At 67.5% G+C, this 19,520-nt stretch carries 17 protein-coding genes; all 17 read left to right on the top strand.

What is annotated here, in order from left to right; translation table 11 throughout:
• The first annotated feature begins 264 nt into the window (after positions 1-264).
• The 17 genes from GA0116996_RS22785 to cheY all read left to right on the top strand — a co-directional run bounded on the left by GA0116996_RS22785 (position 265) and on the right by cheY (position 19,503).
• The gene (locus GA0116996_RS22785) at positions 265-2,088 is read left to right on the top strand and encodes a methyl-accepting chemotaxis protein (protein ID WP_092316125.1); all 1,824 of its coding nucleotides are present in this window, start codon (positions 265-267) and stop codon (positions 2,086-2,088) included.
• A 114-nt stretch (positions 2,089-2,202) separates the two neighbouring features.
• The gene (locus tag GA0116996_RS22780) at positions 2,203-4,176 is read left to right on the top strand and encodes a putative bifunctional diguanylate cyclase/phosphodiesterase (RefSeq protein WP_092316123.1); all 1,974 of its coding nucleotides are present in this window, start codon (positions 2,203-2,205) and stop codon (positions 4,174-4,176) included.
• 668 nt (positions 4,177-4,844) lie between these two features.
• Positions 4,845-5,237 carry a response regulator gene (locus GA0116996_RS22770; protein ID WP_092316119.1) on the top strand — a complete coding sequence of 131 codons (393 nt, stop codon included), beginning with the start codon at positions 4,845-4,847 and terminating at the stop codon, positions 5,235-5,237.
• 146 nt (positions 5,238-5,383) lie between these two features.
• Positions 5,384-5,860, top strand: a complete 477-nt coding sequence (locus tag GA0116996_RS22765; RefSeq protein ID WP_092316117.1) for a chemotaxis protein CheW — start codon at positions 5,384-5,386, stop codon at positions 5,858-5,860.
• A 118-nt stretch (positions 5,861-5,978) separates the two neighbouring features.
• Positions 5,979-7,622 (top strand): methyl-accepting chemotaxis protein, encoded by a 1,644-nt coding sequence (locus GA0116996_RS22760; RefSeq protein ID WP_092316115.1) that lies wholly within the window; start codon positions 5,979-5,981, stop codon positions 7,620-7,622.
• A 116-nt stretch (positions 7,623-7,738) separates the two neighbouring features.
• Positions 7,739-9,580 carry a methyl-accepting chemotaxis protein gene (locus GA0116996_RS22755; protein ID WP_092316113.1) on the top strand — a complete coding sequence of 614 codons (1,842 nt, stop codon included), beginning with the start codon at positions 7,739-7,741 and terminating at the stop codon, positions 9,578-9,580.
• 8 nt (positions 9,581-9,588) lie between these two features.
• Positions 9,589-10,323: a DUF4088 family protein gene (locus GA0116996_RS22750; protein ID WP_092316111.1), complete on the top strand. Its 735-nt coding sequence runs from the start codon at positions 9,589-9,591 to the stop codon at positions 10,321-10,323.
• Between the two features lie 481 nt (positions 10,324-10,804).
• Positions 10,805-11,122 (top strand): flagellar transcriptional regulator FlhD, encoded by a 318-nt coding sequence (gene flhD / locus GA0116996_RS22745; protein WP_092316109.1) that lies wholly within the window; start codon positions 10,805-10,807, stop codon positions 11,120-11,122.
• Positions 11,119-11,724, top strand: coding sequence for a flagellar transcriptional regulator FlhC (gene flhC / locus GA0116996_RS22740; RefSeq protein WP_011616430.1), 606 nt, complete (start codon positions 11,119-11,121; stop codon positions 11,722-11,724). Before flhD ends, flhC begins: the two co-directional genes overlap by 4 nt.
• Positions 11,725-11,843: 119 nt before the next feature.
• Positions 11,844-12,707, top strand: a complete 864-nt coding sequence (motA, locus tag GA0116996_RS22735) for a flagellar motor stator protein MotA (protein ID WP_092316107.1) — start codon at positions 11,844-11,846, stop codon at positions 12,705-12,707.
• Between the two features lie 34 nt (positions 12,708-12,741).
• Positions 12,742-13,746, top strand: a complete 1,005-nt coding sequence (gene motB, locus GA0116996_RS22730) for a flagellar motor protein MotB (protein ID WP_092316105.1) — start codon at positions 12,742-12,744, stop codon at positions 13,744-13,746.
• A gap of 52 nt (positions 13,747-13,798) precedes the next feature.
• Positions 13,799-15,808 (top strand): chemotaxis protein CheA, encoded by a 2,010-nt coding sequence (gene cheA / locus GA0116996_RS22725; protein ID WP_092316103.1) that lies wholly within the window; start codon positions 13,799-13,801, stop codon positions 15,806-15,808.
• Between the two features lie 28 nt (positions 15,809-15,836).
• Positions 15,837-16,331, top strand: coding sequence for a chemotaxis protein CheW (locus tag GA0116996_RS22720; protein ID WP_092316101.1), 495 nt, complete (start codon positions 15,837-15,839; stop codon positions 16,329-16,331).
• Positions 16,332-16,371: 40 nt separating this feature from the next.
• Entirely contained in the window at positions 16,372-17,283 is a 912-nt protein-coding gene (locus tag GA0116996_RS22715; protein WP_208601267.1) for a CheR family methyltransferase, read from the top strand.
• Positions 17,283-17,942, top strand: coding sequence for a chemoreceptor glutamine deamidase CheD (cheD, locus tag GA0116996_RS22710; protein ID WP_092316099.1), 660 nt, complete (start codon positions 17,283-17,285; stop codon positions 17,940-17,942). The genes GA0116996_RS22715 and cheD overlap by 1 nt, the downstream gene beginning before the upstream one ends.
• Before the next feature lie 22 nt (positions 17,943-17,964).
• The gene (locus GA0116996_RS22705; RefSeq protein ID WP_092316097.1) at positions 17,965-19,047 is read left to right on the top strand and encodes a protein-glutamate methylesterase/protein-glutamine glutaminase; all 1,083 of its coding nucleotides are present in this window, start codon (positions 17,965-17,967) and stop codon (positions 19,045-19,047) included.
• A 69-nt stretch (positions 19,048-19,116) separates the two neighbouring features.
• Positions 19,117-19,503, top strand: coding sequence for a chemotaxis response regulator CheY (gene cheY, locus GA0116996_RS22700; RefSeq protein ID WP_018004712.1), 387 nt, complete (start codon positions 19,117-19,119; stop codon positions 19,501-19,503).
• Positions 19,504-19,520: the final 17 nt, after the last annotated feature.

Raw genomic sequence — 19,520 nt, 5'->3', positions numbered from 1 at the left:
ATACCGGCCATGACATTAATCGTCCTGGCATTTACGGACAGGCGGCAACCCCATTTCAGGCCATACCTGCCAGCCAAAGCTCCCTACGTGGCTGATATCCGACATGGCGTTTATCGCCGATTCACCATAACCGTGCGCGCCGGGCAGCGACTCAAGGATGAGGGGGCCGCGCCGTTATCCGGGCAGGGCGGATCAATGCGGCAACGATCCTGCCGGACCGGGGCAAGGGGTGTGTCCCGCGGATTGCCAGAGTCTTATTTCATCATGTCCTTCCACAACAATATTCAGATCAAGACCCTGCTACGGGGCGCCATGGGAATCCTGTCGCTGCTGCTGTTGCTGGTCGGCGGCGCCGGCCTGTACGGCATCTCGCAGAGCAACGACGCGCTCAAGGAAACCTATGCCAACCAGCTTGGCTCGACCATCGCGCTCAGCGACGCGATGCTGGCGACCACACGCATGCGCCTGGCGCTGGACCGCAACGTGATGCAGGGCGAGCAGGACGATCCCAAGGTCAACGTAGACCGCTCGCGGGTGTTCGTGGAGGCGTCGGAGGCGGCATGGAAGCGCTATCTGAGCCTGCCGCAGAATGCCGAGGAAAAAGCCCTGGCAACGGAACTGGGCAAGCAGCGCCAGGCGTTCATGGAGCAGGGCGTGCTGCCGCTGCAGGCGGCCTCGCTGGCGGGTAACCAGGAAGAGGCGGTGCGGCTGGCCAAGAAGGTGCTGCCTGACCTGCAACGCAGCATGTCGAGCGCGCACGAGAAGCTGCAGAAGTTCCAGATGGCGGCGGGCGAGGCTAATTTCGGCGCGGCGCAGGCCCGTTTTGCGCGCATCCGCATGCTGTCGATCGTGATGATGGTGCTGGGCCTGGCGATTGCCGCGCTGTGCACGGTCACGCTGAACCGCGCCATCGTCGCGCCGGTGCAAGAGGCGCTGGCGGTGTTCGAGCGCATCGCCCGCGGCGACCTGACCGCGCGCATCACCAGCATCTCGAAGAACGAGATCGGGCGCATGATGCAGGCGCTGGCCGCGATGCAATCGAGCCTGTCGGGCATCGTCGCCGAGGTGCGCAGCGGCGCGGATTCGATGGCGTCGGCCACGCAGCAGATTTCCACCGGCAACCTCGACCTGTCGCAGCGCACCGAGGAACAGGCCTCGTCGCTGGAGGAAACCGCCGCGAGCATGGAAGAGCTGACCACGGTGGTGCGCCAGAATGCCGACAATGCGCGCCAGGCCGGCGTGCTGGCGGGCGAGGCCTCGCAGATCGCGCTCAAGGGCGGCGAGGTGGTGGGCCGTGTGGTCGATACCATGAACGAGATCAACGGTGCCTCGCGCAAGGTGGTGGAAATCATCAGCGTGATCGAGGGCATTGCCTTCCAGACCAATATCCTGGCGCTCAATGCCGCGGTGGAAGCCGCCCGCGCCGGCGAGCAGGGGCGCGGCTTTGCCGTGGTGGCGGGCGAGGTGCGCAGCCTGGCGCAACGCTCGGCCTCGGCCGCCAAGGAGATCGAGGCGCTGATCAGCGAGTCTGGCCAGCGCGTGGAGAGCGGCACCCGCCTGGTGGCCGAAGCCGGCCAGACCATGGGCGAGATCGTGCAGGCGGTGCGCCGGGTCACGGACATCATGAGCGAGATCGGCGCCGCCTCGCAGGAGCAGACCAGCGGCATCGAGCAGGTCAGCCAGGCCGTGACCCAGATGGACCAGGTGACGCAGCAGAACGCCGCGCTGGTCGAAGAGGCCGCGGCGGCGGCTGGCGCGCTGGAAGAGCAGGCGCAGAAGCTGAAGAACGTGGTCTCGGTGTTCACGGTCGGCGCCGCGGCGGCACCGGCGGCGGCAGCCAGCACCGCTGCAAGGGCCACGGCGAAAGCGCCGGCATATACTGCGCCGGCTACGCCCGCCAGCGCCGGCGCGAGCCGTGGCACGCGCACCACGGCGCCGCCCCGGCCTGCCGGTGCGCGCGCAGGCAAGCCGGCAAACGGCGCCGCAAGCAGTGCCGCAAACAGCGCCGCAAACAGCGCGGCAAACCGGCCCGCAGCGCGGCCGGCCGTCGCCGCGGCCGGCGGCGATGACGACTGGAGCGCGTTCTGACCCCTGCGTTCGAGTCATTGCCTTGTTCACACGGCGACTGCAAGATGACATGATGCGGGGTTTGCCCCGCGTCCTGATCGTCTTCGCGCATTTTCTTCATCATCGCGCAGCCCAATGATTGCCCTGAGTTCCGTCCTGTTGCTGCTGGCTGCCCTGCTGGGCGTAGCCGCCGCCCTCGGCGTTCGCGCCGGGCGCGCGGACCAGCCGGCCGGCAGCCGGTCGCTGCGCGTACTGACGTGGTCGGCGGCGCTGCTGTCGCAATTGAGCATCGGCCTGCCCGTGCTGGTGGTGGGCCTGTCGGGCAGCGTGCCGGCCGTCAACGACGCGGCCCAGCTGGCGGCCAGCTTTGCCGCCGCGGCGGCGGCCACCACGGCGGTCAAGCTGCTGGTGCAGTGGCTGCGCCAGGGCGCACGCCTGTGGCGTGGCGCGGCGCTGATGGCGGTGGTGGCGGGGGCCGGGCTGGTGGCCGCCGCCGGCACGCACCTGGGCCGCTCGTGCGGCGCCGGCACCGTGACCGCGCGCGATTGCATCGACGCCGCCGGCCTGCCGCACCCGGCCTGGCTGGCGGGCGGGCTGACCGCGCTGTGCGCGCTGCTGTTCGCCGTCCACCGGGCCCAGTCGCGCGGCTGGCTGCCGGCGCCGGTGCGCGCCGAAGCCACGCTGGCCGACGAACTTGCCGATGACCTGCCGGTGCTGCATCGCGGCGCCGAGCCGCGGCTGGCGCGGCGCGGCGCGCGCATTCCCGGGCGCCCGGGCCGCCTGACCGTGCGTGCCGGCGCGCGCGGCCAGGACACGGTGGGTGAATACAGCGTGGCGACGGTAATGCCTGACCGCGTGGCCTTCGGCCGCTGGCTGGACCAGGCCATCGGCCAGGCCCGCCTGGCCGAGACCGGCTGCGCCGTGCTGCTGATCCATATCGCCGATTACCGCGAAGTCGACGAGGTGTTCGAGGTCCGCGCCGACGATATCCTGGCCCAGGACGCCGGCGCGCTGGCGCAGGCAGTGCTGGAGCCGCACGATTTCCTGGCGCGGCTGGCGCGCGACGAGTTTGCCGTGGGCGTGCCCGAGCTGGTCCACCATGGCCGCGCGCAGGAACTGGGCTCGCGCATGCTGGGTTCGCTGGCGGAGTTCATCGCCGCGCGCGGGCTGCAGATGCAGATCGGCGTGAATATCGGCATTGCCATCTATCCGCGCGACGCGCATACCTCCGAAACACTGATGCAGGCCGCCCGCGTCAGCCTGGCCGAAGCACGCCAGAGCGGCTCGAACCAGGTGCGCCTGTTCAACAGCGCCGCCGGCGAGCGCGCGCGCCGCACCCGCGTGATCCGGCGCGACCTGTGGGTGGCGATCCAGGACGATACCCTGTCGCTGCAGTTCCAGCCCAAGTACGACGCGCGCCGGCGCACCGTGGTCGGCGCCGAGGCGCTGTGCCGCTGGCGCCATCCCGCGCTGGGCCAGGTCAGCCCCGCCGAGTTCATCGCCGTGGCCGAGCAGTCGGGCCAGATCGACAAGCTCGACGACTGGGTCCTGACCAGCGTGTGCCGCCAGGTGCGCCAGTGGCGCGACGCCGGCGTGCCGACCGTGCCGGTGGCGATCAATGTCTCGGGGCTGCGCTTTGCCAGCCGCAACTTCCCGCAATACCTGCTGGAGCAGATCCACCAGCACGACATCCCGCCGTCGGCGATCACGCTGGAGATCACCGAGACCGCGGCGATGAAGGACATCGGCAAGTCGCTGGAAACGCTGGCCGAGCTGCAATCGCTCGGTATCCAGGTGGCGCTGGACGATTTCGGCAGCGGCTATTCCAGCCTGGGCTACCTCAAGCGGCTGCGCGTGGGCACGCTCAAGATCGACCGCACGCTGATCGGCGGGCTCGATACCGATGCGCAGGGCCGCGCCATCGTCGGCTCGATGGTGGCGCTGGCGCACGAGCTGCGCATGAAGGTGGTGGCCGAAGGCGTGGAGTCGGCCTCGCAGCTGGAGATTCTCAACGAGATGGGGTGCGACGAGGTGCAGGGGTATCTGCTGTCGCTGCCGCTGGATGCTGGGGGGTTTGCGGAGGCGTTGCGGGAGCAGGCTGGGGCGTGATGCGTTTTTTGGGGCATTGGCACTATGGGGCGTTGTCGTGCTTGACTGGCGTGGCTGTTTCGCCGGCGCAGCCGGCGACCTACTTTTTGTCCGAGCGACAAGAAGTAGGCAAGAAACGCGTCGCCTGAGCGGCTGGCTAAGGCGGCGTTAGTGGCTCCAGTGGTGGTGACTGGCGGTACGGCGGTTGGTGGTTCCAGCCTGCTGACGCTACCTGGATGTGCCTGGCGTTCGAGGTCGGATGGACGAACCCGACTTTAGGTCGGTGGCAGCCTACTAACGACGTTATTGGTGGGACGCCTACGGCTGCGCTGCGCGCGCTCCCAATCTTAGGTCTACCGCCTTGGCACGGAGTGCGTCGCTGCGCTCGCACAGCGTTGTCGCATGCGAGCCCAAAGGCTTTTCTCTCCCGCTGGTTTGCTCCCCTCTCCCGCTTGCGGGAGAGGGGCGGGGGTGAGGGCCGGCGCCTCCACGCAGTCAGGCCTGCCACGCCATCACGCTGGGGCCAGTCTCATTCCCAAGCCCAAACTAAAGTCGTCCCGCCCCGCCGCCGATAACCACTCTGGCAGGCTGCCATGTTCGTGCGGCGGCTTGCGCCGGCCCATCCGTCGCCGGCCGCACCTTCCATCTTCCTGGCGGACCCACCCGTTCCTGCACCTCCGGAGGCGCCCATGTCATTGCCCAGCATCCTCGTCGTCGACGATTCTCCCTCGCTACGCCGCATGATCGGCGCCTGCCTGCGCGCCGGAGGATTCGACGTGACCGAGGCCGCGGATGGCGACCAGGCGCACGCGCTGGCGGTCGCGGGCAGCTTCGGCATGCTGGTCACCGACCAGGTCATGCCGGGCATGGACGGCCTCACGCTGATCCGCAGCCTGCGCGCCACGCCGCGCTACTCGCGCATGCCCATCCTGATGCTGACCACCGAGCAGGAGGGCAGCATCCGCGAACAGGCGCGCGCCGCGGGCGCGTCGGGCTTCCTGCCCAAGCCGTTCGACCCGGACGGGCTGATGCAGGCCGTGGCGGCGCTGCTGGATGCGGCACCCCCTACGTCGGAAGGGTAAGGAGAGACCCGGCGTCGCCCTTCAATCCCCCCGGATCCTGCCGTAAACACTGGTGGGCGAAGTCATGCCCCGGCGCAGCTGGCGGCCTGCCCAGGCCGCTGCGGCGCCAGAGAAACCAGCATGAGCCAAATTTGGGGGGCTAGACGATGCAGCACATCGACAAGGCAGACGGCGCGGGCGAGGAGTTCCTGGCCTTTACCCTCGGCCGCGAGGAATACGGCGTCGATATCCTGAAGGTGCAGGAGATCCGCGGCTACGAGTCGGTCACCCAGATCGCGAATGCGCCCGACTACATCAAGGGCGTGATCAACCTGCGCGGCATCATCGTGCCGATCATCGACCTGCGCATCAAGTTCCGCCAGCCCAACGTCAGCTACGACCAGTACACGGTCGTGATCATCGTCGACCTGAACGAGCGCACCACCGGCATCGTGGTGGACGGCGTCTCCGACGTGCTCACGCTCGCCGCCGCGCAGATCAAGCCCACGCCGCACTTCTCCGGCGAGCTGGCGACCGACTACATCCGCGGCCTGGGCTCGGTCGAGCAGCGCATGCTGATCCTGGTCGATATCGAGAAGCTGCTCAATACCGAAGAACTGGCCGCGCTGGAAGCGGTGTCCTGATCCTGCCGCAGCGCCCCCCGCCGTCCGGCACGCGCCACCCGCGCGCCGGACCGAACCCGCCCGCGGTGCGGCCGCATGGACCCATGCGGCGCGCCACAGGCAAGCAGTACCGACATAGATGCGAAACAACCAACCCGTCACGCAGCGCGAGTTCCCGCTGTCTCCGTCCGACTACCTGATCTCGCGCACCGACCTCAAGGGCCGTATCACCTTTGCCAACCGCACCTTTATCGAGGCCAGCGGCTTTACGGCGGAAGAACTGCTGGGCGCGCCGCATAACCTGGTGCGCCATCCCGACATGCCGCCCGAGGCGTTTGCCGACCTGTGGCAAGACCTGCAGGCCGGACGCACGTGGATGGGCGTGGTCAAGAACCGCCGCAAGAACGGCGACTTCTACTGGGTCAATGCGACCGTGACGCCCACGCGCGTCGACGGCCGCGTGGTCGGCTACACCTCGGTGCGCTCGATGGCGACGCGCGAGCAGGTGCAGGCCGCGGGCGCCGCCTATGCGCGCTTTCGCGCAGGGCGTGCCGACGGGCTGGCGATCCGCCATGGCGCGGTGGTGCGCACCGGCCTGCGTGGCATGGCGCAGCGGCTGCTGCGGCTGAACCTGAAGCGCCGCATCCTGTGGGCCCAGGCCGGCGGCCTGGTGTGGTTCCTGGCCGCGCTGGTCGCGGTGGAAGCGCTGGGCGGCACGGGCGCCGCCAGCTTGCGCCCGTGGCTGTGGGGCGGCTTTGCGCTGGCGCTGGCGTCGTCCTTCGCCGCCGGCACCATGCTGCTGGCGCGCGTGAACCGGCCGGTGCGCGACATGCTGGACTTTGCGCTGCGCATGGGCGCCGGCGACCTGACCACGCGCTTCGAGCACCGCAGCGCCGACGAGATCGGCGCGCTGGCCCAGGCGATGCAGACCATGCAGCGCAGCCTGCTGTCGGTGGTGCATGAGATCCAGGAAGGCATGGCCAGCATCTCGACGGCGACGCGCCAGGTGGCGGCGGGCAATAACGACCTGTCGCAGCGCACCGAGCAGCAGGCGGCGTCGCTGGAGCAGACCGCTTCGAGCATGGAAGAGCTGACCAGCACGGTGCGCCAGAACGCGGACAACGCGCGCCAGGCCAGCGGGCTGGCGGCAAACGCGTCGGACACTGCGCTGCGCGGCGGCGAAGTGGTGGGCCGGGTGGTGCAGACCATGGACGAGATCAACGATGCCTCGAAGAAAATCGTCGACATCATCGGCGTGATCGAAGGCATTGCCTTCCAGACCAACATCCTGGCGCTGAACGCGGCGGTGGAAGCGGCGCGCGCCGGCGAACAGGGCCGCGGCTTCGCGGTGGTGGCGGGCGAGGTGCGCAGCCTGGCGCAGCGCAGCGCCAACGCGGCCAAGGAGATCAAGGGCCTGATCGGCGATACCGTGGCGCGCGTCGACAACGGCTCGGCGCTGGTTGGCCAGGCTGGCCAGACCATGGAAGAGATCGTGCAGGCGGTGAAGTCGGTCACCGACATCATGGCTGAGATCAGCGCGGCATCGGCCGAGCAGAGCTCGGGCATCGAGCAGGTGAACCAGGCGGTGGCGCAGATGGACGAGGGCACGCAGCAGAACGCGGCGCTGGTCGAAGAAGCGGCCGCCGCGGCGGGCGCGCTGGAAGAACAGGCGCTGCGGCTGCGCGATGCCGTGGCGACTTTCCGCGTCAGCATGCAGGCGGAGGCGCGCCCGCAGCGCCAGCCCGCGCATGCGCGCGGCGATGCGGTGCTGGCACGGGCCTAGGCACGGTACCAGCACGGTTGGGATCGAAGTGAAGGCAGCCGCGGCGTACCGCGCTGCCAGCGTACACAGGGCGCGGCAGGCCGTGCCCGAGGCTTCAGTTACAAGGGGGAGTTGCTATGCATTGGTTCAATCAATTGCGCGTCACGACCAGGCTGGTTGCCGGATTCCTGGTCGTTGCCGTGATCGGCGCCGTGATGGGGCTGCTGGGCGTCGTCAACATGGGCCGCATGGCCGACTGGACCGGCAAGATCTACAACGACGACCTGCGCGCGCTGAAGGCGGTGCAAGACGCCAACATCAACCTGGTCTACGCCAGCCGCTCGCAGATCGCGCTGCTGTCGGCATCGACCATGGGCGAGCGCACGATCGAGAAAGAGCTGATCGCCAAATCGCTGGCCGCGATGGATGAACGCATCCGCCAGGTGTCTGGCGCCTTCGAGAAGCCCGAGGGCAAGGCGCTGGTCAAGCAGTACCAGGACCTGTCGCCGGCGTTCCGCGCGCGCATGGAAAAGTATGTCGAACTGGTCAGCAAGCAGCCGCTGGATACCTCGCAGTTCGAGAGCCAGGTGTTTTCGGAAAGCGCTGACCTGCTCAAGGACAGCCATGCGCTGGAAGCGGTGATGCTGCAGATGGTCAAGCGCCGCGACGACCGTGCCCGCAACAACATGGAAGAAGCGCGCAGCGTCTACGACGAGACCCGCCTGTGGATGCTGGGCCTGGTGCTGGGCGGCCTGGCGCTGTCGGTGTTGCTGGGCGTGGCGCTGGCACGCGCGCTGTCGCGCCAGCTGGGCGGCGAGCCGGCGTATGCCGCGGCCATTGCCGCACGCATTGCCGAGGGCGATTTCTCCACGCCGGTGACCACGCGTGCCGGCGACAAGAGCAGCCTGGTCTATGCGATGCAGCAGATGCAGCAGCAGCTGTCGCGCATGGTGCGGGATTTCAAGGCCTCGGCCGAATCGATCGGCAGCGCCTCGCGCGAGATTGCCGCGGGCAACAATGACCTGTCGCAGCGCACCGAGCAGCAGGCGGCGTCGCTGGAGCAGACCGCGTCGAGCATGGAAGAACTGACCAGCACGGTGCGCCAGAACGCGGACAACGCGCGCCAGGCCAGCGGGCTGGCGGCAAACGCGTCGGACACTGCGCTGCGCGGCGGCGAAGTGGTGGGCCGGGTGGTGCAGACCATGGACGAGATCAACGATGCTTCGAAGAAGATCGTCGACATCATCGGCGTGATCGAAGGCATTGCGTTCCAGACCAACATCCTGGCGCTGAACGCCGCGGTGGAAGCCGCGCGCGCCGGCGAGCAGGGCCGCGGCTTCGCGGTGGTGGCGGGCGAGGTGCGCAGCCTGGCGCAGCGCAGCGCCAACGCGGCCAAGGAAATCAAGGGCCTGATCGGCGATACCGTGGAACGCGTCGACAACGGCTCGGCACTGGTTGGCCAGGCCGGCAAGACCATGGACGAGATCGTGCAGGCGGTCAAGCGCGTGACCGACATCATGGGCGAGATCAGCGCGGCATCGGCCGAGCAGAGCTCGGGTATCGAGCAGGTGAACCAGGCGGTGGCGCAGATGGACGAGGTGACGCAGCAGAACGCGGCACTGGTCGAAGAAGCCGCCGCCGCGGCGGGCGCGCTGGAAGAACAGGCCAGCCGCCTGCAGTCCGCGGTGGCCACGTTCCGCCTGGCGGCGGAGGACGAGCGCGCGGATCGCTTCGAGGTGTTGCCGGCCGCCGCTGCGGTGCCCGTCAAGGCCCAGCGCGCCCCAGGCGCGGTGCGTGCCATCGCCGCGGGCAAGCGTGCGGCCAAGCTGCCGATGGCCAAGGCGCAAGCCGCCGGCGCCGATGAAGCCCCGCACGACGCGGCCGAGCCGGCGCCAGCCAAGGCGGCGCCGCGCGCCGCCGCCATCACGCCGCGGCCGGCCCTCGCCGCTGCCGACAACGGCGACTGGAGCGCGTTCTGAGTGTTGCCATGACGACCGATATCACCCTGGCCTTGCCGCAAGAGGACGCGGCCAGGCTGCGCAAGGAATTCGACCAGTTCATCGGGGTCTCGACCGGGTTGGACCGCGAGTTCCTGCCGCCCGAGTTCGATGACTTCCTGCGCGCGCGGCTGCTGCAGCATGACGGCCCGCTGACCGAGCGCGCGGTCTCGCGGCTGCTGTCCGGGGGTGAGTACGGCTGGGCGCGCCGCGTGTTCGACAAGCAGTTGCCCAATGCCCTCGCGGCGCTGATGCGCGATGCGCAGCGCTTCGGCTTCGGCCTGGCGGTGCAGCCCGGCTGGAGCGGCGAGCAGCGCCTCGCGCACGCGCGCGAATGGGCGGCGCAGGTGCTGGCCGAGTGCGGCGCCGACAGCGCCTATACCGAGGCCCTGGCCACCCAGGTGGCGGCGTCCGCGGAAGACCTGCGCGCGCTGGAAGAGCGCATGCGCACGCCGGCCTGGCGCCTGGCCGAGAGCCTGCGGCAGCGCGCCTATGACCTGATGTACGCGCTGCAGACCGAAGACAACGAGGCCGCCGGCCGCGCCCGCGTCGGCGAGTTGCGCGGCATGCTGGGGCTGGCGCTGGAGTACGGGTCGATGCAGCCGGACGAGGCCTCGCGCGTGCTGGAGCAGGTCGAGCGCGTGCGCCCGGCGTTGTTCCGCGAAGCGCCCGACGATGTGTTCGCGCGGCTCGCGAACTGGCTGCGCCGGCTGTTCGGACATTGAAGCTGGCACTGCCGCCGCCGTCCCATTCAGGCCGGATATTTTGGACAGTATTACGAACACCATGCGCGGCGATACACTCCGCGCGGCCTTCGTCAATAGAGGAATCCAGCAGGCTACCAAGGCCGTTCCCACGCGTTGATGCGGAGGACGTTCGCTCGTGCTGTCTTGAGCGAAATCAAAAGTCTAGCGTGTGACTTGTTACAAAATGTGCGGGTCCAATGTATGTTTCATGCGACATTAGGATCCCCCCCGCGTAAGTAGGGATTGGCATTGCGGGGCGATTGCCGATATAAACGTAACAGTCTTACTTACACTCTGTAACACTTGTAACGGAGTTGATTACAGTTGGACATGGGCGTAGTTCCTTAGTCGTACGTTGTACCCGCCCAGCCGCATGCAAACGATCTGGTCGCCGTGCCCCCCGAGGGCAACGGTAAGCGCCGGACAAGCGGCTACGGTGGGTTTTGGTAGCGGGGATAAATTGGAAAGCAGTGAAGTTCTCCAGGAGATCAGGGAGGTTAACCTCGCCTATCTGCTGCTCGCGCAACGCCTGGTGCGCGAAAACCAGGTCGAAGCCATGTTTCGGCTCGGGGTCAGCAAGGAAATTGCGGACATCCTTGCCAAGCTGACCTCCGCGCAACTCGTCAAGCTGGCGGCATCCAACATGGTGCTGTGCAGGTTCCGCTTCGACGACCATGCGCTTCTGTCTACTCTCACCCACACGGCCAAGAGCCACGACATGCAGCAGATCCACGCCGCGATCCTGCTCGCACGTCAGCCTGTGGAGTCGATCAATTGACCGCGCTCCTGCAGGCCGAGCCTACCCGGAGTTATACGGCCACCTCCGTTCCCAGCCGCAAGAGCGTGCTCCAGGACGCCAACCAGACCCAGCTCGCCATCGAGCTGATCGGCCTGGGCGCGCGCCTGCAGGTGCTTGAAGCCGAGACCACGCTGTCGCGTGACCGGCTGATCCGCCTGTACAAGGAGCTGCGCGGCGTCTCGCCGCCCAAGGGCATGCTGCCCTTTTCGACGGACTGGTTCACCACCTGGCTGCCGAATATCCACTCGTCCCTGTTCTTCTCTGCCTACCAGTTCATGGTGCAGGAAGGCGAGACCGTGGGCATCCGCGCGGTGGTGGCGGCGTACCGCCTGTACCTCGAGCATGTTTCGCTGCTCGGCGGTGAAATTGTCTTAAGTTTCACGCGGGCCTGGACGTTAGTACGGTTCTTCGAGAGCAACATGCTGCAGCTGTCCCGGTGCACGTGTTGCGGCGGACAGTTTGTCACGCACGCGTATGAGCCGCACGCGAACTTTGTGTGCAGCCTGTGCCGTCCGCCGTCGCGCGCAGGGAAAGTGAAGAAGCTCTCGAAAGACGCCGCCGCCGTGCAGACCAACGCCTGATCCTGGTCAAGGTCCGCCGGCTGGCAAGCTTGCTGCGCTGGCGGACGGATTCTCTCCGTGCGCCCGTGCAACGGGCCAATGAGCGTGGCTGACGCGCGTTTTTAGACGGGGATCCGATCGTGCTAGTAGTTCTTGGCTATGTCGTCGTGGTAGCGGCGGTGCTTGGCGGTTACGCCATGACCGGCGGCCATATGGGCGCGCTGTATCAACCTGCCGAAGTGGTGATCATCGCCGGGGCCGCCCTCGGCGCCTTCATCGCCACCAATACCGGCAAGGCCATCAAGGCCACCGCGCGCGCGCTGCCGGGCCTGTTCAAGAGTTCCAAGTACAAGAAAGAGCTGTACCTGGACGTCATGTCGCTGCTGTACGTGCTGCTGTCCAAGGCGCGGCGCGAGGGCATCCTGTTCCTGGAAAAGGAAATCGCCGATCCCGCCGCCAGCAGCGTGTTCAGCCAGTACCCGCGCATCCTGTCGGATCCGGTGGTGATGGAATTCCTCACCGACTACCTGCGCATGATGGTCAACGGCAATATGAACGCGTTCGAGATCGAGGCCCTGATGGACCACGAGATCGAGACCTTCCGCCATGAAGCCGAGATTCCCGCCCATGCGCTGTCGCGCGTCGGCGATGGCCTGCCGGCGTTCGGCATCGTCGCCGCGGTGATGGGCGTGGTGCATGCGCTGGGTTCGGCCGACCTGCCGCCGGCGGAGCTGGGCGCGCTGATCGCGCACGCCATGGTCGGCACCTTCCTCGGCATCTTGCTGGCCTACGGCTTTATCTCGCCGCTGGCCGCGCGCATCGAGCTGCAGGTGTCCGAGAACGTTAAGGTCTACGAGTGCATCAAGGTGGTGCTGCTGGCCTCCCTGAACGGCTACGCGCCGCTGGTGGCGGTGGAATTCGGCCGCAAGGTGCTGTACTCCACGGTGCGTCCGTCGTTCCTGGAGCTGGACGACCACGTGCGTGAAGTCAAGAGCCTGAACTAAGGCAGCCGGCAACGCACGCAGCAAGGGGCACCACATGAGCAGCGCACACGATATGCGTCCGATCATCGTCCGCCGGGCGAAGTCGCACGCCCGGCCGCACGGCAACCACAGCTGGAAGATTGCCTACGCCGACTTCATGACGGCGATGATGGCGCTGTTCCTGGTGCTGTGGCTGCTGTCCAGCGCCAACAAGAAGACGCTGGAAGGCATTGCCGAATACTTCCGCATGCCGCTCAAGGTGGCCATCGTCGGCGGCGAGAAGAGCAGCCAGTCGCCCAGCGTGATCCCGGGCGGCGGGCTGGACGCGATGCGCAAGGACGGTGAAGTCATGCGCGCCCGCGACAATGACCCCAGCGACGAACAGCGCCGCAACGAGCAGCAGGAAGCGCAGCGCCTGCGCGCGCTCAAGCAGCGCCTGGAACAGATCATCGAGAACAACCCGGTGCTGCGCCAGTTCCGGCCGCAGCTGCTGTTGGACATCACCAGCGAAGGCCTGCGCATCCAGATCCTGGATACGCAGAACCGCCCCATGTTCCGCACCGGCAGCGCCACCGTCGAAAGCTATATGCGCACCATCCTGCGCGAGATCGGCCCGGTGCTGAACGAGCTGCCCAACAAGGTCAGCCTGTCCGGCCACACCGACGCGGCCAACTATTCCAATGGCGAGCGCACCTACAGCAACTGGGAGTTGTCCGGCGACCGCGCCAACGCCTCGCGCCGCGAGCTGATCGCGGGCGGCATGCAGGAAGGCAAGGTGCTGCGCGTGCTGGGCCTGGCCGCGACCATGCCGCTGGACAAGCAGGACCTGCTCGCGCCGATCAACCGCCGCATCAGCATCGTGGTGCTGAACCAGAAGGCGCAGGCGCGCTTTGAAGCCGAGAACGCCAGCGCCGCCGAAGTCACGGTGGCGGCGCAGTCCGGCAAGGCCGCGCAGGAGATGCAGGCAGGGCTGGCGGCAGCCTCCGCACCGGCAGCAACACCCGCAGCGGCACCGGCAGCAACACCGGCAGCAGCGCCGGCCCCGGGCAGCAAACCATGACGCAGGGCCGCCGCAGCGTGCCGTGCGCCGTAACCAAGTGAATCAGGACGCCATGTCTGTCGATATCGATATCACTCAGTTTTACCAGACCTTCTTCGAGGAAGCGGAAGAACTGCTCGTCGAAATGGAGCAGCTGCTGCTCGGCCTGGACATCGAGGCGCCCGATCCCGAGCATCTGAACGCGATCTTCCGCGCCGCGCATTCGATCAAGGGCGGCGCCGCCACCTTTGGCTTCGCGGCGCTGACCGAGACCACCCATATCTTCGAGAACCTGCTGGACCGCACGCGCCGGCAGGAACTGGCGTTGACCAGGACCATCATCGACACCTTTCTGGAAACCAAGGACGTGTTGCAAGACCAGCTCAACGCCTACCGCAACGGCACCGAACCCGATCCGGAAACGCTGAAGCGCATCTGCGCCGTGCTGCAGCAGCTGGCACAGGAAGCCGCCGGCCATGACGCGGCCCCGGCAGCCGCTGCGGCGCCGGCACCCGCACCGGTTGCTGCCACCGCGCCCGCAGCCGCGCCCGCCGCCGGCGGCCTGAAGATCCGCCTGATCAAGGTATCGGCGTCGGACCAGGCGCTGCTGCGCGAAGAGCTGGCCAACCTGGGCGAGATCACCGGGCAGCAAGAGACCAGCGGCGAACTGGTGGTGTGGCTCAACACCCAATGCAGCGCCGACGACATCATCGCGGTGTGCTGCTTCGTGATCGACAGCGACCAGATCGTGATCGAAGCCGCGACCGATGCGCCGGAACCGGTTGCGGCCCAGGTTGCCGCTCCCGCGCCCGCCCCGGTGGCCGCGGCCCCGGCCCCGGCCGCCCCGGCCGCGCGTGAAAAGGCCAAGGCCGCACCGGCCCCCGCGCCCGCGCACGGCGAAGGCTCGATCCGCGTGCCCACCGAGAAAGTCGACCAGATCATCAACCTGGTGGGCGAACTGGTGATCACGCAATCCATGCTGGCGCAGACCGCATCGTCGCTGGACCCGGTGCTGTTCGACCGCCTGTTCTCCGGCATGGGCCAGCTCGAGCGCAACGCGCGCGACCTGCAGGAAGCCGTGATGTCGATCCGCATGATGCCGATGGACTATGTGTTCTCGCGCTTCCCGCGGCTGGTGCGCGACCTGGCCAGCAAGCTCGGCAAGCAGATTGACCTGGTCACGTTCGGCAAGGCCACCGAGCTGGACAAGAGCCTGATCGAACGCATCATCGATCCGCTGACGCACCTGGTGCGCAACAGCCTGGACCACGGCATCGAAACCCCCGACAAGCGCGTGGCCGCCGGCAAGGACCCGACCGGCCAGCTGATCCTGTCCGCGCAGCACCATGGCGGCAATATCGTCATCGAGGTCAGCGACGACGGCGGCGGCCTGAACCGCGAGCGCATCCTGGCCAAGGCCATCCAGAACGGCCTGCCGGTGTCCGAGACCATCACCGATGAAGAAGTCTGGCAACTGATCTTTGCGCCGGGCTTCTCCACTGCCGAGGTCATTACCGACGTGTCCGGCCGCGGCGTGGGCATGGATGTGGTCAAGCGCAACATCCAGGAGATGGGCGGCCACGTGCAGATCAGCTCGCGCCCGGGCCTGGGCACCACCATCCGCATCGTGCTGCCGCTGACGCTGGCCATCCTGGACGGCATGTCGGTCAAGGTGGGCGAAGAGACCTTCATCCTGCCGTTGAACTGCGTGATGGAGTCGCTGCAGCCCAAGGCCGAAGACGTCCATACCGCGGCCAACTCGGACCGCGTCATGCACGTGCGCGGCGAGTACCTGCCGCTGCTGGAGATGCACCGCGTGTTCAACGTGGCCGGCGCGCTGCAGGAGCCTACGCAGGGCATCGCCGTGATCCTGCAGGCCGAAGGCAAGCGCTTCGCGCTGCTGGTGGACCAGCTGATCGGCCAGCACCAGGTGGTGCTGAAGAACCTGGAAACCAACTACCGCAAGGTGCCGTGCATTTCCGCGGCCACCATTCTTGGCGACGGCAGCGTGGCGCTGATCGTCGATGTCGGCGCGCTGCAGCGCACCGGCGTGCGCCGGCAGGAACCGGCGCTGCAGCAGTAATCGTCCCATCACAGGAGAACAAGAGATCATGGCCGGCATCGGACACATCGATACCCCCGGAAGCGACGCTTCGGGCCAGGAGTTCCTGGTCTTCACGCTGGGGTCGGAGGAATACGGCATCGACATCCTCAAGGTGCAGGAGATCCGCAGCTACGAGACCGTCACGCGCATTTCCAGCGCGCCCGACTTCATCAAGGGCGTGACCAACCTGCGCGGGGTGATCGTGCCCATCGTCGACCTGCGCCTGAAGTTCCGCCTGGGCAACGTGCGCTACGACCACCAGACCGTGGTCATCATCCTCAACGTGGCCGGCCGCGTGGTTGGCATCGTCGTGGATGGCGTGTCGGACGTGCTCACGCTGACCGGCGAGGCGATCAAGCCCGCGCCGGAGTTCGGCGTATCGATCTCGACCGAGCACCTGACCGGCCTGGGCACCATTGACGGCCGCATGCTGGTGCTGATCGACATCGAGAAGCTGATGACCAGCCCCGAGATGGCACTGGTCGAAGCCGAGTACGCCTGATTTTCCGCGCCTGAGTTCCCGCATTCTCGAAGCACAACCCATGACGCCGTTCCGCACCGCCGCCAGCGCACCCGCTCACAGCGGGCCAGCCCCCACGCCGGCCGCCCTGCTGCGGCGCGACGACGCGCGCGACTTCCTGCTGACCGAGCGCGACTTCGAGCAGATCCGCGCGCTGATCCACCGCCGCGCGGGCATCTCGCTGGGCAGCCACAAGCGCGAAATGGTCTACAGCCGCCTGGCGCGCCGGCTGCGCACGCTGCAGCTGACCGACTTTGCCTCGTACCTGGCGCTGCTGGAAGCGGATGACCGCTCGCCGGAGTGGGAGTTCTTCACCAACGCGCTGACCACCAACCTGACCTCGTTCTTCCGCGAGGCGCACCACTTCCCGCTGCTGGCCGAGCATGCCAGGCAGGTGGGCCGGCCCTACAGCGTCTGGTGCTCGGCCGCGTCCACCGGCGAAGAACCGTACTCGATCGCCATCACCCTGGCCGAGGCGCTGGGCGACCGCGCCGGCACCGTGCTGGCCACCGACATCGACACCCAGGTGCTGGCCAAGGCCCGCAGCGGCGTCTATTCCGCCGACCAGGTGGCGCGGCTGTCGCCGGAACGGCTCAAGCGCTTCTTCCTGAAGGGCACCGGCCCGCGCACCGGCTCGGTCAAGGTCAAGCCGGAACTGGCCGCCACCATCGCGTTCGAGCCGCTGAACCTGCTCGCGCCCGACTGGGCCATCCGCGAGCAGTTCGATGCCATCTTCTGCCGCAACGTGATGATCTACTTCGACAAGCCGACCCAGGGCCGCATCCTGGAGCGCTTTGTGCCGCTGCTCAAGCCGCACGGGCTGCTGTTCGCCGGCCATTCGGAGAACTTCTCCTACGTCACGCGCGCGTTCCAGCTGCGCGGGCAGACCGTCTATGAACTGGCGCAGTTCGTGGCCAGCCGGGGCAGGCCGTAATGCGCACGCCCCACCTGCCCGAAGCGCTGGCTACGCGCACCTACTTCGACCGCGAGTTCGGCAAGCAGGCCATCAAGCTGCTGCCCAACGAGTACTACGTGACCCGCGAAGACGTGGTGCTGACCACCGTGCTGGGCTCTTGCGTGGCCGCCTGCATCCGCGACGAGGTTGCCGGCGTCGGCGGCATGAACCACTTCATGCTGCCGGACGATGAGGGCGCCAGCGGCAGCGCCGACCGCATGCTGTCGCCGTCGATGCGCTACGGCAGCTACGCGCTTGAAGTGCTGATCAACGAACTGCTCAAGATGGGCGCGCGCCGCGAACGGCTGGAGGCCAAGGTCTTCGGCGGCGGCGCGGTGCTGGCCAACATGACCACGCTGAACATCGGCGACCGCAACGCGGACTTCGTGCTGCGTTACCTGAAGGCCGAAGAGGTGCGCGTGGCGGCGCAGGACCTGCGCGGCCCGCATGCGCGCCGCGTCAGCTATTTCCCGATCGGCGGGTTGGCGCTGGTGCGCCGCCTGACGCGGCAGGACGACCAGGTTTCGGTGGCGCGCGACGAACGCGCGCTGGCGCGGGCCATTGCCACTTCGGCGCGCGAACCGTCGCGCTCGCCGGAACTGTTTGCGCGGCAGTCATACCCGCGCCAGCTTCCCTGAAACCCTACAAGCACGACCAATCATGACTGCCGCCAAGATCAAGGTGCTCTGCGTGGATGACTCCGCGCTGATCCGCAGCCTGATGACGGAGATCATCAACAGCCAGCCCGACATGGAAGTGGTCGGCACCGCGCCCGACCCGCTGGTGGCGCGCGACCTGATCAAGCGCCTGAACCCCGACGTGCTGACGCTCGACGTCGAAATGCCGCGCATGGACGGCCTGGACTTTCTGGAACGGCTGATGCGGCTGCGGCCGATGCCGGTGCTGATGGTGTCGTCGCTGACCGAGCGCGGATCAGAGATCACCATGCGCGCGCTGGAGCTGGGCGCGGTGGACTTCGTCACCAAGCCCAAGCTGGGCATCCGCGACGGGCTGCTCGAATACACCGACACCATTGCCGACAAGCTGCGCGCCGCGTCGCGCGCGCGCGTGCGCGCGGCCACGCCGCCTGCCGCGCCGTCCGCCAGCGGACCCGCACCGGTGTCGATGCTGCGCAGCCCGCTGCTGTCGACCGAGAAGCTGATCATCCTGGGCGCCTCCACCGGCGGCACCGAAGCCATCAAGGAATTCCTGATGCCGCTGCCGCCCGACAGCCCCGCAGTGCTGATCGTGCAGCATATGCCGGCCGGCTTTACGCGTTCATTTGCGCAGCGGCTGGACGGCCTGTGCCGCATCACGGTCAAGGAAGCCGTGCACGGCGAACGCGTGCTGCCGGGCCATGCGTATATCGCCCCGGGCGACTCGCACCTGCTGCTGGCACGCAGCGGCGCCAACTATGTCGCACACCTGTCGCAGGAAGCACCGGTCAACCGCCATCGCCCGTCGGTGGACGTGCTGTTCGATTCGGCCGCGCAGCACGGCGGCAAGAACGTGATCGGCGTGATCCTGACCGGCATGGGCAAAGACGGCGCCCGCGGCATGCTGCGCATGCGCGAGGCCGGCGCCTACAACCTGGCGCAGGACGAGCAAACCTGCATCGTGTTTGGCATGCCGAAGGAGGCGATCGCCGCCGGCGGCGTGCATGAAGTCGTGCCCTTGCCGGCGATGACCCAGCGCGTCATGGCGCGCTTGGCCACCTACGGCACGCGCGCGCAACGGGTCTAATCGAGCCGGCAAGCCGAAACAACAAAGCCGGATCCACAAGCCATCACTGCATTTACTGGAGTCTTTAAAGTGGACAAGAACATCAAGATCCTGGTCGTGGACGATTTCCCGACCATGCGCCGGATCATCCGCAACCTGCTCAAGGAGCTGGGTTTCGTCAACGTCGAAGAAGCCGAGGACGGCGCCGCCGGCCTTGAAAAAGCCAAGGACGGCAGCTTCCAGTTCGTGATCTCGGACTGGAACATGCCCAACATGGACGGCCTGTCCATGCTGCAGGCCATCCGCGCCGACGCGAATATCGGCAAGATCCCGGTGCTGATGGTCACCGCCGAGGCCAAGAAGGAGAACATCATCGCCGCGGCCCAGGCCGGCGCCAACGGCTACGTGGTCAAGCCGTTCACGGCCGCCACGCTGGACGAGAAGATCACCAAGATCTTCGAAAAGCTCGGCGGCTGAGGCGGAGGCGCGTTTGT

The sequence above is a fragment of the Cupriavidus alkaliphilus genome (assembly GCF_900094595.1).
Lineage (GTDB): Bacteria > Pseudomonadota > Gammaproteobacteria > Burkholderiales > Burkholderiaceae > Cupriavidus > Cupriavidus alkaliphilus.
The sequence above is the reverse complement of the archived record's forward strand: the minus strand, read 5'-3'. Positions and strand labels throughout refer to the sequence as shown.

Excerpts from the sequence above, each read along its gene's own strand:
- GA0116996_RS22785 (WP_092316125.1), top strand. The coding sequence starts at position 265 with ATGTCCTTCCACAACAATATTCAGATCAAGACCCTGCTACGGGGCGCC.
- GA0116996_RS22780 (WP_092316123.1), top strand. The coding sequence starts at position 2,203 with ATGATTGCCCTGAGTTCCGTCCTGTTGCTGCTGGCTGCCCTGCTGGGC.
- GA0116996_RS22770 (WP_092316119.1), top strand. The coding sequence starts at position 4,845 with ATGTCATTGCCCAGCATCCTCGTCGTCGACGATTCTCCCTCGCTACGC.
- GA0116996_RS22765 (WP_092316117.1), top strand. The coding sequence starts at position 5,384 with ATGCAGCACATCGACAAGGCAGACGGCGCGGGCGAGGAGTTCCTGGCC.
- GA0116996_RS22760 (WP_092316115.1), top strand. The coding sequence starts at position 5,979 with ATGCGAAACAACCAACCCGTCACGCAGCGCGAGTTCCCGCTGTCTCCG.
- GA0116996_RS22755 (WP_092316113.1), top strand. The coding sequence starts at position 7,739 with ATGCATTGGTTCAATCAATTGCGCGTCACGACCAGGCTGGTTGCCGGA.
- GA0116996_RS22750 (WP_092316111.1), top strand. The coding sequence starts at position 9,589 with ATGACGACCGATATCACCCTGGCCTTGCCGCAAGAGGACGCGGCCAGG.
- motB (WP_092316105.1), top strand. The coding sequence starts at position 12,742 with ATGAGCAGCGCACACGATATGCGTCCGATCATCGTCCGCCGGGCGAAG.
- cheA (WP_092316103.1), top strand. The coding sequence starts at position 13,799 with ATGTCTGTCGATATCGATATCACTCAGTTTTACCAGACCTTCTTCGAG.
- GA0116996_RS22720 (WP_092316101.1), top strand. The coding sequence starts at position 15,837 with ATGGCCGGCATCGGACACATCGATACCCCCGGAAGCGACGCTTCGGGC.
- GA0116996_RS22715 (WP_208601267.1), top strand. The coding sequence starts at position 16,372 with ATGACGCCGTTCCGCACCGCCGCCAGCGCACCCGCTCACAGCGGGCCA.
- cheD (WP_092316099.1), top strand. The coding sequence starts at position 17,283 with ATGCGCACGCCCCACCTGCCCGAAGCGCTGGCTACGCGCACCTACTTC.
- GA0116996_RS22705 (WP_092316097.1), top strand. The coding sequence starts at position 17,965 with ATGACTGCCGCCAAGATCAAGGTGCTCTGCGTGGATGACTCCGCGCTG.